Below are 14,411 nucleotides of genomic sequence, written 5' to 3'. Positions count from 1 at the left end.
TATAAATATTTTTTATAAAATTTATTTTATTAGTTTTAATATATTTTTTCTTTTCTTAAGAAGAAAATAAGATCCACTTAATAAGATTAGTATACTAATTAAAAAAATATATACATGATTATTATTGTCTAATTTTTCTAAATTATTATAATCTAACCCATCATCTAATGAATAAAATATCCCAACTGTTGCAATGAAATTATTTAATATATGTAATAAAATACAATCTGTAATAGAATTAGTTATATAATAAATATAACCAATAAAACTTCCAACAAATAATCCCCCTAAAAGTTGCCATGGGTTCATATGAGTTAATCCAAATAAAAATGAAGAAAAAATTATTGCTTTTATTGGATGTATTTTATTTCTTAACATTCCATTTAAAATAATACCTCTAAAAAGAATTTCTTCACATATAGGGGCTAATAAAACTGTAGTTGAAAAAAATGGAATTGGATTTTTAACTTCTTCTTTTAATACAACTTCTATTTCTTTATACATATTTTCTAATATAGGTCCTTCTTTTGGAACTAATGATGATAAATGTTCGTTTAATATTATAGCACTTAGCATCATAAAAAATATAACAAAATAAACATACCATGGTGATATTCTAATTGATAAATCAACCACTAAGTTTTTTTTTTTAGCCTGGTGAGATATAAAAGTGAATAAAATAATAAAAGGAATACTATATGATACGGCAAATATAGTATTTTCAGATAAGTTAAGAGACAATAGAAATTTTCTTATAAAAACATTAATAAAATTTAGAGTAATAAATGCAATTACTAATAAAATAGATTCAACATAATTTATTTTAAAATAATTCTTTATAGCATTCATATATATAATATAATAATATTAAATATCAAAAATATATTTTTTTTTATTTTTATGAAAATTCAATAATTTAAATCATTGTTATTTATATAATTTTTATTAATGTTTTTTATATTAATCTAAAATTTAAAAATAAAAATTTTATTGAACATGTTTATTTTTAATATAAAATCAATTTATAGAAAATATAATTTATTTAAGAATTCAGATATTAATGAAAAATCTAAAATTTTTAGATATTCTAATTTAGTAAAATTATTAAGAAAATATCAGAAAATAATTTCAATTAACACTATTGGATATTCAATAGAACATAGAAAAATATTTAAAATACAATGGGGAAAAGGAAATATAAAAATTTTGATTTGGTCTCAAATGCATGGTGATGAAACAACTGGAACAAAATCAATGTTTGATATTTTTAATTTTTTTTTAAATTACGAAACACATGAAATGGTAAAGTTTTTTGAAAAAAATATTACTATTATATATATTCCTATGTTAAATCCTGATGGATCTGAAATTTTTCAAAGACGAAATGCTATAGGTATAGATTTAAACAGAGATGCTATTCGTGTAGAATCTCCAGAAATTAAAATTTTATTTAGAGAAATAGAAAAAAATAATCCTAAAATTTTATTTAATTTACATGATCAAAGAAGTATTTATAATGTCGATAATAAATATTTTAATCCAGCTATTTTGTCTTTTTTATCTCCATCTAATAAAAAAAATATTATTAATAATGTAAAAAAAAAATCTATGGGGATTATATATGAAATATATAAAGAAATAAAAAAAATATTACCTAATAATATTGGATCCATTGGAATTTATTCTGAAAAATATTATCCTAATGCTACCGGAGATTATTTACAAGAAAAAGGATATCCATGTATACTTATTGAAGCGGGAAATTATCCTGGAGATGCTCAAAAAAATATTATTAGAAAATATAATACATTATCTATACTTTTTAGTTTTTATTTTATTTCTTCTAAAAAAGAAAAAGAAATTGAAAAGAATTATAAATTATATTATCATATTAAGCAAAATAAAAAAATTATTTTAGATAAGATATATAGGAAAGTAGAAATAAATAAAAACGAAACTAAATTTTTAGTAGATATAGGATTAATGAAATCAGAATTTTTTAATTATAAAAAAATGGATGTAGATTATAATTTTAGGATAGTTGATATTGGTGATTTATCAAATTTTTTTGCTTATGAGGATTTATCTTTAAAAGGAAAAAAATTTTTTGGTAAAAATGGAGAAAATTATCCAAAAATTGGAGAAAAAGAAACATTTATGATTCAATAATTAATTTTACCTTTTTTTGTAATTACAAACTGATATTTTTTTTCTTTTTTTTCTTCTTTTTCTAGTTATAATTGCTCGTCCACTTTTTGTCCTCATTCTTTTCATAAATCCGTGTACGTTTAATTTTCTTCTTTTAGAAGGTTGAAATGTTCTTTTCATTTTTAAGAAAAAATTATTTTTCTAATTAAATAATATATATTTAAAATTATTCATTTTTTTAGAAAAAAAAAATTTCTGTAAAAAAAAATTAATAAAATATATAATTTTAATTTTTTTTAATATGTATAAAAAAATATTTAAATGAAAAAAAATAAGTATGTTAAAAAACAAAAAACTATTGCAAAAAAAATATTTTTTCAAGGATTTGGTTTATATACACCAAAAAAAACGAATCTTATTTTAAATCCAGCTCCAGAACATACTGGTTTTTTATTTAAAAGAATAGATTTAGAAGAAAATGTTAGCATAGAATTTAGTTTTTTATATTTTTTTCAAGAAAAATTAAATAATGGAATAATTTTAGAAAAAAATGGTATAAAAATTTATACTACTGAACATATTATAGCAGCACTTTATGGAATGGATATAGATAATATAATTATAGAATTAGATAATATTGAAGTTCCTATTTTGGATGGATCATCAAAAATTTTTGTAAAAGCTATTGAAAATGTAGGAATTATAGAACAAAAAATTCATAAAAAAATTTTTTTTATTGAAGATGTTATTACTGTTAAAAGTAAAAAAAATAATGTAGAAATAATTGCTTTACCATCTAATAAATTTGAAATAATCGCTATAGTTGATTTTGGATCTAACAAAATCAATAATCAAAATGCCGTTTTAAAAGATATTAGCCAATTTAAAGATATTGCTGATTCTAGAATTTTTTGTGTTTTGAATAAAAAAATATTTAAAAAATTATTTAATTTAAATGAAATAGCTAAACATTTTTTATTAGATTTTATTGCTTTCTTAGCTTTAATAAAAACTAAAATAATAGGAAAATTCATTATTTATAATTTAGATAAATCTATAATTATAGAATTTTTAAAAAAAATTATAAAGCAGATTAGATTATCTGAATTAATGGATATTGACAAATATGATTTAGAAGCAAAACCAATTTTTGATATAAAAAATATTATGAAAATTCTACCTCATAAACCTCCATTTTTATTAGTTGATAAAATTATTGATATATCAACTGATTATATTATTGGAGTAAAAAATGTTACAATAAATGAACCATTTTTTATTGGACATTTTCCTAATGAACCTATAATGCCAGGAGTATTACAAATAGAAGCTATTGCACAAGTTGGAGGTATTCTTTTCTTAAATAAAATTGAAAATCCAAAATTGTATTCTACTTATTTATTAAAAATTAATAATGTTAAATTTAGACAAAAAATAATTCCAGGAGATATAATTATATTTTTAATTTATTTATTAGAACCAATTAAAATCGGCTTAATTCGTATATTAGGTATGGGATTCGTAAATAAAAAATTAGTTGTAGAAGCTGAAGTAATCGCTAAAATTTCAAAAAAAAATAATAAATGACTATCTTAATGATTTTCTTAAATTTCTATCTGATATGAGTATCTTAATTGATAAAAATATTAAAGTTATTGTACAAGGTATAACGGGAAAAGAAGGAAAATTCCATACTGAACAAATGATTAATTATGGAACTAATATTGTAGGAGGTGTAACACCCGGAAAAGGGGGGGGTTCTATAATGAATAAACCAATTTTTAATTCTGTTGAAGATGCAGTAAAAAATACAAATGGAGATGTTAGTGTTATTTTTGTACCATCAAATTTTGCTTCAGATGCAATAATAGAATCTATCTTTTCAAAGATTAGGATAATTGTATGTATTACTGAAGGTATACCAGTATTAGATATGGTATATATTAAACAATTTTTGAAAGGAAAAAAATGTTATTTAATTGGACCTAATTGTCCAGGAATTATTTCGCCAGGTAAATCAAAAGTAGGAATTATGCCAAATTCTATTTTTAGAAAACAAGGGAATATTGGAATAATTTCTCGATCAGGAACTTTAACTTATGAAGCAGCAAATCAAATTATACAAAAAGGATATGGAATTTCTACTGCTATTGGAATAGGAGGAGATTCTATTGTGGGAATAAGTATTAAAGAAACTTTAGATCTATTTTTAAAAGATTCTGAAACAGAATGCATTGTTTTAATTGGAGAAATAGGTGGACAATTAGAAATTGAAGCAATTAATTATATGCGTAGTAAAAATAATGTAAAACCAATAATCGGATTTATAGCTGGGAAAACAGCCCCTAAAGGAAGAACTATGGGCCATGCGGGGGCAATTATAGAAAAACAAATAGAAACTGCACAATCTAAAATAGATATTATGAGAAAAAATGGAGCTTATATGGTAGATTCTCCAGAAGGAATTGGTGTAATGGTTGACAAGATATTGCATGATTCATTATAATATAAATGGATAATAAATTTTTAATAGTAGGATTAGGAAATCCAGGAATAATTTATAAAAAAACAAGACACAATTTTGGATTTCTCATTCTAGATCAAATTGCAAATAAATATTCATTATATTTTTCTGAAAAAAAATTGGGTTATATTTCTAAACTTAATTATGATAATAAATTTATTTTTTTTTTAAAACCTACTACTTATGTTAACTTTAGTGGAAAATCTGTAAAATATTGGATAATAAAAGAAAAAATATTATTAAAAAATGTTCTAATTTTATCTGATGATATTTATCTTAAATTTGGAATCTTTAGACTAAGACAAAAGGGAGGAAATGGTGGACATAATGGATTAAAAAGTATTGAAAAAGAAATTAGAACATCTAATTATGCCAGACTTAGGTTTGGGATAAACAATAGTAAAAATATTAAAAATCATGTATTAAATAATTGGAAAAATGAAGAAATAAATTTTTTATTTTCAAAATCCAATATAAGTATAAAAATAATATTTTCTTTTGTAACAAAAGGATTGCAAAAAACAATGAATTTATTTAATTAAATATTAAAGGATACTAAAAAGAGTTTTTTATAAACCTTGTAGTTCAAATTAGGATAGAATATAGGATTCCGATTCCTATGATATGGGTTCGAATCCCATCAGGGTTACTGAACTATTGTTTTAATTTTTTATTAAAAAAATTTCATTATTTATGATTCATTATATTCGTAATTTCTGTATTATTGCTCATATAGATCATGGTAAAAGTACATTAGCAGATAGATTTTTAGAATTGACAAATACAATTGTAAAAAAAAATAAAGATCAGTTATTAGATGATATGGATTTAGAGCGAGAAAGGGGGATAACTATAAAAAGTCACGCAGTGCAAATGAATTATCAATATAAAAGAAAAAATTATATTTTAAATTTGATTGATACCCCGGGCCATGTAGATTTTTCTTATGAAGTTAGAAGATCTATTTATTCTTGTGAAGGAGCATTATTAGTTGTTGACTGTACGAAAGGAATACAAGCACAAACTGTATCCAATTTATCTTTAGCATTAAAAAATAATCTCACTATTATTCCAGTTTTGAATAAGATTGATTTATCTGAAAAATTTTTTTATAAAAAAATTATAGAAGATATAATCGATTTAACAAAATGTAAAACAGATGAAATAATAACGGTTAGTGCAAAAACCGGATTAGGTGTAAAAAATATATTAAATAGAATTATTGAAAAAATACCTTATCCAACAGGTAACTCAAAAAATCCATTGCAAGCTATTATATTTGATTCTATATATAATCCTTTTAAAGGTATTGAAATTTTTTTTAGAATAAAAAATGGTATTATAAAAAAAGGGCAAAAATTAAAACTCATGTCTACAGGTAAATTTTTTTACGCTCATGAAATAGGTAATCTTAAATTAAAATATATTCCTAAAAATAAAATAAGTACAGGAGATGTTGGATATATTATTTCTGGAATAAAAAAAAATTTTGGATTAAAAGTAGGAGATACTATAACAGATTTTGATTGTCCAGCTAAAAATTTTATTCAAAAAATTGAAGAAATTAAGCCTATGGTTTTTGCAAGTATTTATCCATTAAATACTGATAAATATGAAGATTTACGAAATTCTATGGAAAAATTGAAATTAAATGATCCCTCTATTTATTTTATTCCAGAATCTTCTCCAGCTTTAGGCTATGGATTTCGTTGTGGATTTTTGGGAATGCTACATATAGAAATTATTAAAGATCGTTTAGAAAGAGAATATGGTGTTTCTGTAATAATTACTGTTCCTAATGTATCTTATAAGGTTTATATAAAAAATGATATTATTTTTATAAATAATCCTTCAAATTTTTCAGATTCTATAAAATATAAAAAAATAGAAGAACCTTACGTTACTATATCAATCTTTACTAAAAAAGAATTTATTGGTAATATAATATCTTTATGCACGAAAAAAAGAGGGATAATGATCAATCAATATTATCTTTCATCTGGAAAAGTTAGAATTATATTTGAACTTCCATTATCAGAAATTATTTTTGATTTTTATAATAAATTAAAGACTATATCAAAAGGATATGCTACTTTTGATTATCGTTTTATAGGATATAGATTAGTTGAATTGAAAAAGATTATTATATTGATTAATTATGAAAAAATAGAATCTTTATCTATGTTAGTACATAAAGAAAATATAAATTTTTTTGCAAAAAAAATTTGTAAAAGATTACTAAATATAATCCCTAGACATCAATTTGATATCGCCATTCAAGCTTCTGTATCCGGAAAAATTATTGCTAGAGAAACTATAAAATCTTTTAGAAAAGATGTTATTGGAAAATGTTATGGAGGGGATATAACTCGAAAAAAAAAGTTATTAAATAAACAAAAAAAAGGAAAAAAGAAGATGCGTACTTTAGGAAAAGTTGAAATTCCATCTTCAGCTTTTATGACTTTTGTAAAAATTGAAGAATAAAATATAAATAAATCAATTTATTTTATAAAAATTTTTAATTAAATATATAAAAATATTAATCATATGTCTACTATTAGAATAGGAATTAATGGAATTGGAAGAATAGGAAAATTAGTTTTATTATCTGCTATAAATAGGAATGATATTGAAATTGTATGTATAAATGATTTGATATCTATAGAATACTTAGCATATATATTAAAATATGATTCTATTCATAATAGCAATAATATTAATTGTATAAATATTCTCATTGAGAATGATAATTTTTTAGTGATAAATGGAAAAAAAATTAAGGTTACTAATATAAAAGATCCTCAAAATTTATTATGGGGAAAATTGGATGTAAAATATGTAGTAGATTGTACAGGTGTTTTTTTAACTAGAGAATTAGCTAATTATCATATAAAATCTGGAGCTGAAAAAGTTATTTTATCTGCTCCTCCTAAAGATGGAGATATTCCAATGTTTGTAATGGGGGTCAATAATAATAAAATGAATAGAAATGATATAATTGTATCTAATGCATCTTGCACTACAAATTGTTTATCCCCCATAGTTAAAGTATTAAATGATAATTTTGGGATATTAAAAGGATTAATGACTACTATTCATGCTAGTACTGCAACTCAAAAAGTTGTTGACTCTATATCCAATAAAGATTGGAGATCGGGTAGATCATCATTAATTAATATCATACCTTCATCTACTGGTGCAGCGAATGCTGTAGGAAAAATAATACCTAGCTTAAATGGAAAATTAACTGGTATGGCTTTTAGAGTCCCTGTATCTAATGGATCAGTTTTAGATTTTACCGTATGTCTAAAAAAAAATACTGATTATGATCAAATAAAAAATTCAATGAAAATAGCAGCTAATAGTTATTTAAATGGTATATTAGGTTATACAGAAGATCCAGTAGTCTCAACAGATTTTATAGGTGATAAAAGAATATCTATTTTCGATGCTAATGCTAGTATTATGTTAAATTCTAATTTTTTAAAAGTTATATCATGGTACGATAATGAATTTGGTTATTCAAATAAATTAGTAGAACTTATCGTATACATGCATTCTATTAATTAATAGAATTAAATATAATTTTTTTATCTATTTAAGGAATATATCTTATAAAATAAAATTTTTTTTTCTGTTTATTTTTTTTGAAAATAAAATTTTTAATTCCATTACTGATCATTAAATAATTAGACTTGACAAATTTGTTATAAGCAGAAATTTGATCAAATGTTTTTTGTGTTATGACTATATTAGGTGATTTACACTCAATTAATATATGTGGTTTTTTTTTAAAAAAAACTAAGATATCTAATCTTAGATTTAAGGAATTATTGATCCGTATTGAACTTTCTACTAAAATATCTGAATCTTTATAATTTTTTATATTTTTTAGTATAAAAAGAATATGTTGTCTGACAACTTCTTCTTTTTTAAAGGAAAAAAATTTTTTTCTTTTTATACAAAAAATAAATATTTTTCGATTTATTCTTTTTAAAATGAGGTTTTTTCTTATAAAAAAATTAAATGTATTATTATACATAGATAATATTAATTTAATTATGTAATAATAAAATCAATAATTTATAAAAAATGTATAAAATAGATCTTAAGAAAATATATAAATGTATTATTATTGGATCAGGCCCAGCAGGATATTCTGCATCTATTTATGCAGCTAGATCAGATTTAAATCCTATAATTTTATCAGGAAAATTACCAGGTGGTCAACTAACAACTACTAATAGGGTTGATAATTATCTAGGTTTTCCAAATGGAATAGACGGTGTTGAATTAATGGATAATTGCAAAAAACAAATAACACGTTTTGATGTAAAGATATTAAATGAATCCGTTACTAGTGTTTTATTTTCAGAAAAAAAAGGTGGAATTCATAAAATTTTTTTTGGCAAAAAAAATAAAAATGTTTTAAAAAGTCAAGGTGTTATTATCGCTACGGGGTCTACTCCTAATTTTTTGGGAATAAAAAATGAAAAAAAATTATTAGGATCAGGAGTTTCTTTATGTGCTACTTGTGATGGTTTTTTTTATAAAAATAAAAATGTAGCAATAGTAGGAGGAGGTGATACTGCATTAGAGGAAGCTAATTATTTAGCTAAAATATGTAATAATGTTTATATTTTAGTAAGAAAAAATTATTTTAAAGGATCAAAAATATTACAACATAGAATTTATAAAAAAAAAAATATAAATGTTTTATTTCAATCTACTATTGTAGAAATTATGGGAAAAAATTTTTTAGAAGGAATTAAATTTTTCAATAATCAAGATAAGAAATATGAAACTAAAATGATTAACGGTTTATTTATTGCTATAGGATTTTATCCAAATACAAAAATTTTTAAAAATCAAATAGATTTAACTGAAAAAGGATTTATTGTTGTAGAAAAGGGAAAAACTTTAACAAGTAATCCAGGTATATTTGCCGCTGGTGATGTACAAGATCCTGATTATAGACAAGCTATAACATCTGCTGGAAGTGGATGTATGGCTGCATTAGATTTAGAAAAATATTTGTATTCATTATAATAATCTATGAAAAAAAAATTATTGGAATTTTTAATATCTCATTCTAAAAATAATGGATTTATTTTTCCTTCTAGTGAAATTTATGGAGGAATAAATGCAATTTTTGATTATGGCCAATATGGAGTCGAATTAAAAAATAATATCAAAGAATATTGGTGGAAATCAATGGTACAAATTAATGATAATATAGTAGGAATGGATTCTTCTATATTAATGCATCCCAACGTATGGAAGGCTTCTAAACACGCTAGTAAATTTAATGAATTATTAATCGATAATAAAACATCTAAAAAAAGATATCGTCCGGATTTATTAATTATGAATCATGTAAAAAAATATTTCAAAAAAAATCCTGATGAAAGGAATAAGATTGTTTCACGTTTATTAAAATTTTTGAAAAAAAAAGATTTATTAGGAATAAAAAAAATAATTGATGAGTTAAATATATGTGATCCATTAACCAAAACTAAAGATTGGACAAATATTCGGTATTTTAATATGATGTTTGAAATTAAAAATTTTAAAAATTTATTTTTACGTCCAGAAACTGCACAAGGTAGTTTTTGTAATTTTCAAAATGTTAGAATAACAAATAGATTTAAAATTCCATTTGGAATTGCTCAAATAGGAAAATCGTTTAGAAACGAAATAACAGCAAGACAATTTTTGTTCAGATTAAGAGAATTTGAACAAATGGAATTACAATTTTTTATTTATCCTAAAAAAGAAGAAGAAAAATTATGGTATGAATACTGGAAAAATTATCGTTTAAAATGGCATTTTGAATTAAACTTAGGGAAAGAAAAATATAAATTATTTAATCATGATAGTTTGGCTCATTATGCTAGTATCGGAATGGATATAGAATTTGATTTTCCTTTTGGATTTAAAGAATTAGAAGGTATTCATTCCAGAAGAGATTTTGATATAAAACAACATGAACTTTTTTCTAAAAAAAAATTAGGGATATCTGAAGTAAATGGAAAAACTATTATTCCTTATGTGATAGAAACTTCTTTAGGATTAGATAGAATTTTTCTTGCCATACTTTTTTCTTCTTTAAAAAAAGAAATTCTAAAGAATGGAAAAACTAGAGTAGTTTTAAAACTACCTTCTTTCTTATCTCCAATAAAAGCTGCTATTCTACCATTGGTAAATAAAGATGGCATACCTGATATTGCAAAAAATATATTTAACAATATGAAAATTCATTATCCAATGATTTATGATAATAAAGGAACTATAGGTAAATTATATCGAAGACAAGATGCTATAGGAACTCCACTTTGTTTTACTGTAGATTATCTAACTAAAAATACAAATACTGTAACAGTAAGATATAGGGATAATATGAATCAACAAAGAATACATATAAAAGAAATATCTAAATTGATAGAAAAAGAAACTGGATTAAAAAATATTTTAAATAGAATATCTAATAATTAACATTTTTTCTTATTATAGCATTAAATTTTTTTTCCAAAAAATTTTCAATTAAATTCATTGAATGATTGATAATTTCATTTTTTAATGTTTTATTACTACTCTCAAAAAAAAAACTAACAGTATAAGATTTTTTTTCTAAAAAAATTTTATCCTCATATATATCATATATTCTATATTCTTTAATTAAATTATTTTTTTGATTATTTATTGATTGATTTAATTCTTCAAATGTAATATTTTTATTTATTAAAAAGGATAAATCCCTTCTTGAAATAGGATATTTAGATAATGGATGATATATAAATTTATTTTTTTGAATAATATGAATTAAATAATTCCAATTTAATTGAGCATAAAATATTTTATGATTTTTACTATAATTTTTTTTGACTTTTCCAAGAGACACTAATTCTTTTTTTTTATAAAGAAAAGATATATTATTTTCTAATAAAGGATTATCACAAATATATTGTATATAATTATTAATTCCCATTTTTTGAAGTATTTGCTCAATAATTCCTTTAAAATATAAAAAGTATAAAATATTTGATTGATTATTTTTTATATTGATTTTTGATATAGATATTCCTAAATATGTTTTTTCTAAAAAAAATCCATTTTTTTTATAATATATTTTTCCTATTTCGAATATTTTTATATTATCTTTTATATTTATTCTATTATGATTATAATTATAATTGATACAGTCTATAATTCCGAACAATAAATTATTACGCATTATTTTATTATTGTCGGAATTAATAATAGAAATTTTTTCTCTTTTGAAAAAAGAATTTATCAATAATTCTTTTTTATTATAATTTCTTATTGTTGAAGATATAATTTCTTGAAATCCATAATTAATTAATTGTTCTGATATCAACTGTTGAATTTTATATTCTTCTTGATAGTAAATTTTAGGAGCTAAAACAATATTAATTTTATCATTTATTTTAATATTATTTATTCCATAAATTCGTAATATTTCTTCTATTAAATCAATTTCTCTTTTAATATCTGTTCTACTAGTTGGAATAGAAACTAATATGTAATTTTTATATTCTTTAATTATATGTATATCTAATAATAATAATATTTTTTTTATATTTTTTTCTTGAATTTTTTCTCCGATAATATTTGTAATATTATTATAATTTAACTTTAAAGTCAGTTGATTAATTGGATAAGGATAAATATCTATTATTTTAGATACAGTAATATTTTTATTCAAAAAATTTTTTATAAGGTAATATAACCTATGTAATGCAAATATTATTTTATTAGGATCTATTCCTTTTTCTAAAAGAAAAAGTGGATGATCAGAAGAAGAGATTGAATATTTTTTTTTAAAAATTTTTACATACGTTGAATTTAAAGAAATACATCCGATAAAAATATTTTTAATATCTTGATTGATAATTTCGTATTTATTATTATTTATTATTCCTGATAAAGATAATATATTTTTATTATCATATATTATTAAATCGTTGTTATATAATTTATTAATATTATTAGGAATAGATAAAAATTTATTTTTTCGATCTAAATTTTTTATAAAAATTTTTTTCCCATCTATTTTATCTAAATTAAATAGATGAAAAGGAATTCCTAATTCATAAATCACAAAATTTATAATATCTACTATATTATTAACACTTTTTATTCCTAAAGAATTTAATTTAGATATTAACCAACTAGGGGAAGTATCTATTTTTATTTGAAAAATAGACATTCCAGAATATCTTATACATCTTTTGTGATCATCTTTTAAAATAATAGATATTTTATTTTCAGAATATTTTTTAGGTTTATTTATGTTTAATTTTTTTAAAAAAACATTATATCCTCTAAATATTAATGCTGCATATAAATCTTTTGCTATTCCATAATGACTTATAATATCATTTCTATTAGGAATTATTTCTATTTCGAAAATAAAATCTTTTGTATTAGAATTTACATAGGTATTTTTTACGTTCATTCCAATATCTGTTAATATTTCAGATATTTGATTTTCGTCAATATTAATATTAGTAAAAGATATATATTCTTTAATCCAATTAAATGATATTTTCATATTATTTATTTTACTACTTTAACTATTATTATAATTAAAAAAAAATAGCGTGAGGGGGAGTTGAACCCCCGACCTCTGGGTTATGAATCCAACGCTCTAACCTATCTGAGCTATCACGCCATAATTAAATTAAATGGATATGTATTTTTTAATTTTTAAAACTATTATTTAAATTTAGTATAATTTTTTTATTTATGTATGATTACTGATTTAAGTAGGTTAAGGAAAAATTACAAAAAAAGAAATGTATTTAATAAAATTCCTGATAATCCATTTTATTTATTTGATGATTGGTTTCAAAATGAGATTTTAATTCAAAAAAAAAATAATATAAATCAAGAAGTTAATGCAATGTCTCTTTCTACTATAGGAAAAGATGGAGGACCAGAAACTAGAATAGTTTTGTTGAAAGAATATTCTAAAAATGGCTTTATTTTCTATACAAATTATTTAAGTTCTAAAGGAATTTCAATTAAAAATTTTCCAAAAGTATGTCTATCATTCTTTTGGAATAGAACAGATAGACAAATAATTATTAAAGGAGTAACATCTAAATTAAAAATAAAAAAATCTAACGAATATTTTGATAAAAGACCAATAGAAAACCAACTTAGTAGTTGGTCTTCTAGACAGAGTACTTTTATTCTTAATAAAGATTTTTTAGAAAAAAAATATAAAAAATGGAGTTTTTTTTTTAAAAATAAAAAAATAACAAGGCCATTTTATTGGGGGGGATATATAGTTAGTCCATATAAGATTGAATTTTGGCAAGGACAACCCAATCGATTGCATAACCGATTGGTTTATCAGTTAAAAGAAGATAAAATTTGGATAGTAAAACAGTTATCTCCTTAAATTTATTTATAGTGATAATTTTTATAATTTTGTTAACTCTGTTCCTATTTTAAATTTAGCTACTTTTTTTCTTGGAATATATATTTTTTTTCCTGTTTTAGGATTAATTCCATTTCTAGGATTTCTTTCTACCACGGAAAATGTTCCAAATCCTACTAATGATACTTTATCACCTTTTTTTAGAGATTCAATGACTGTTTGAATAAATGCATCTGTAAAATTTTTTGCTTTTATTTTTGTTATTCCAGTTTTTTCAGCTATTGAATTAATTAATTCGGTTTTATTCATACATATTATTTTTAATTAATT

At 21.4% G+C, this 14,411-nt stretch carries 14 protein-coding genes and 2 tRNA genes; 10 read left to right on the top strand and 6 right to left on the bottom strand.

The window, feature by feature from the left end:
- Positions 1 to 21 precede the first annotated feature (21 nt).
- Complete coding sequence (locus H0H58_RS02690) at positions 22 to 849, bottom strand: CPBP family intramembrane glutamic endopeptidase (protein WP_317168426.1); 828 nt, start codon at positions 847 to 849, stop codon at positions 22 to 24.
- Positions 850 to 996: 147 nt separating this feature from the next.
- Here H0H58_RS02690 and H0H58_RS02685 point away from each other — a divergent pair, with 147 nt between their 5' ends.
- Positions 997 to 2,169, top strand: coding sequence for a M14 family zinc carboxypeptidase (locus H0H58_RS02685; RefSeq protein ID WP_185865009.1), 1,173 nt, complete (start codon positions 997 to 999; stop codon positions 2,167 to 2,169).
- Between the two features lie 6 nt (positions 2,170 to 2,175).
- Here H0H58_RS02685 and rpmH read toward each other — a convergent pair whose 3' ends face one another.
- Complete coding sequence (gene rpmH / locus H0H58_RS02680) at positions 2,176 to 2,328, bottom strand: 50S ribosomal protein L34 (protein WP_185865008.1); 153 nt, start codon at positions 2,326 to 2,328, stop codon at positions 2,176 to 2,178.
- Positions 2,329 to 2,469: 141 nt separating this feature from the next.
- Between rpmH and fabZ the strand changes: the two genes are divergently transcribed.
- The 6 genes from fabZ (at position 2,470) to gap (ending at position 8,242) form a co-directional block, all read left to right on the top strand.
- Positions 2,470 to 3,735, top strand: coding sequence for a 3-hydroxyacyl-ACP dehydratase FabZ (gene fabZ / locus H0H58_RS02675; protein ID WP_185865007.1), 1,266 nt, complete (start codon positions 2,470 to 2,472; stop codon positions 3,733 to 3,735).
- Between the two features lie 34 nt (positions 3,736 to 3,769).
- Positions 3,770 to 4,654 carry a succinate--CoA ligase subunit alpha gene (sucD, locus tag H0H58_RS02670; RefSeq protein ID WP_185865006.1) on the top strand — a complete coding sequence of 295 codons (885 nt, stop codon included), beginning with the start codon at positions 3,770 to 3,772 and terminating at the stop codon, positions 4,652 to 4,654.
- Between the two features lie 5 nt (positions 4,655 to 4,659).
- A complete protein-coding gene (gene pth, locus H0H58_RS02665; protein WP_185865005.1) occupies positions 4,660 to 5,214 on the top strand; it encodes an aminoacyl-tRNA hydrolase in 555 nt (184 codons plus the stop codon).
- Positions 5,215 to 5,246: 32 nt separating this feature from the next.
- Positions 5,247 to 5,321 (top strand) — tRNA-Arg (locus H0H58_RS02660).
- Positions 5,322 to 5,368: 47 nt separating this feature from the next.
- A complete protein-coding gene (lepA, locus tag H0H58_RS02655; protein WP_185865296.1) occupies positions 5,369 to 7,156 on the top strand; it encodes a translation elongation factor 4 in 1,788 nt (595 codons plus the stop codon).
- A gap of 63 nt (positions 7,157 to 7,219) precedes the next feature.
- On the top strand, positions 7,220 to 8,242 hold the full coding sequence (gap, locus tag H0H58_RS02650) for a type I glyceraldehyde-3-phosphate dehydrogenase (protein ID WP_185865004.1): 1,023 nt from the start codon (positions 7,220 to 7,222) through the stop codon (positions 8,240 to 8,242).
- 28 nt (positions 8,243 to 8,270) lie between these two features.
- Here gap and H0H58_RS02645 read toward each other — a convergent pair whose 3' ends face one another.
- The gene (locus H0H58_RS02645) at positions 8,271 to 8,714 is read right to left on the bottom strand and encodes a type I restriction enzyme HsdR N-terminal domain-containing protein (protein WP_185865003.1); all 444 of its coding nucleotides are present in this window, start codon (positions 8,712 to 8,714) and stop codon (positions 8,271 to 8,273) included.
- A 50-nt stretch (positions 8,715 to 8,764) separates the two neighbouring features.
- On the opposite strand from H0H58_RS02645, the gene trxB reads away from it, so the two are divergent.
- Both trxB and H0H58_RS02635 read left to right on the top strand, forming a co-directional pair.
- Complete coding sequence (gene trxB / locus H0H58_RS02640; protein WP_185865002.1) at positions 8,765 to 9,721, top strand: thioredoxin-disulfide reductase; 957 nt, start codon at positions 8,765 to 8,767, stop codon at positions 9,719 to 9,721.
- A gap of 6 nt (positions 9,722 to 9,727) precedes the next feature.
- Positions 9,728 to 11,167 carry a glycine--tRNA ligase gene (locus H0H58_RS02635; RefSeq protein ID WP_185865001.1) on the top strand — a complete coding sequence of 480 codons (1,440 nt, stop codon included), beginning with the start codon at positions 9,728 to 9,730 and terminating at the stop codon, positions 11,165 to 11,167.
- On the opposite strand, the gene H0H58_RS02630 is transcribed toward H0H58_RS02635, so the two are convergent.
- Positions 11,157 to 13,247 (bottom strand): phenylalanine--tRNA ligase subunit beta, encoded by a 2,091-nt coding sequence (locus H0H58_RS02630; RefSeq protein ID WP_185865000.1) that lies wholly within the window; start codon positions 13,245 to 13,247, stop codon positions 11,157 to 11,159. The genes H0H58_RS02635 and H0H58_RS02630 overlap by 11 nt on opposite strands.
- Positions 13,248 to 13,292: 45 nt before the next feature.
- Positions 13,293 to 13,367, bottom strand: a tRNA-Met gene (locus H0H58_RS02625).
- 78 nt (positions 13,368 to 13,445) lie between these two features.
- Between H0H58_RS02625 and pdxH the strand changes: the two genes are divergently transcribed.
- Positions 13,446 to 14,102 (top strand): pyridoxamine 5'-phosphate oxidase, encoded by a 657-nt coding sequence (gene pdxH, locus H0H58_RS02620; RefSeq protein ID WP_185864999.1) that lies wholly within the window; start codon positions 13,446 to 13,448, stop codon positions 14,100 to 14,102.
- A gap of 21 nt (positions 14,103 to 14,123) precedes the next feature.
- Here pdxH and H0H58_RS02615 read toward each other — a convergent pair whose 3' ends face one another.
- Positions 14,124 to 14,390, bottom strand: a complete 267-nt coding sequence (locus H0H58_RS02615) for an HU family DNA-binding protein (RefSeq protein ID WP_185864998.1) — start codon at positions 14,388 to 14,390, stop codon at positions 14,124 to 14,126.
- Between the last annotated feature and the right edge of the window lie 21 nt (positions 14,391 to 14,411).

It is taken from the genome of Blattabacterium cuenoti, assembly GCF_014251775.1.
GTDB classification, from domain to species: domain Bacteria; phylum Bacteroidota; class Bacteroidia; order Flavobacteriales; family Blattabacteriaceae; genus Blattabacterium; species Blattabacterium cuenoti_H.
This window is presented reverse-complemented; position numbering and strand designations above follow the sequence as displayed.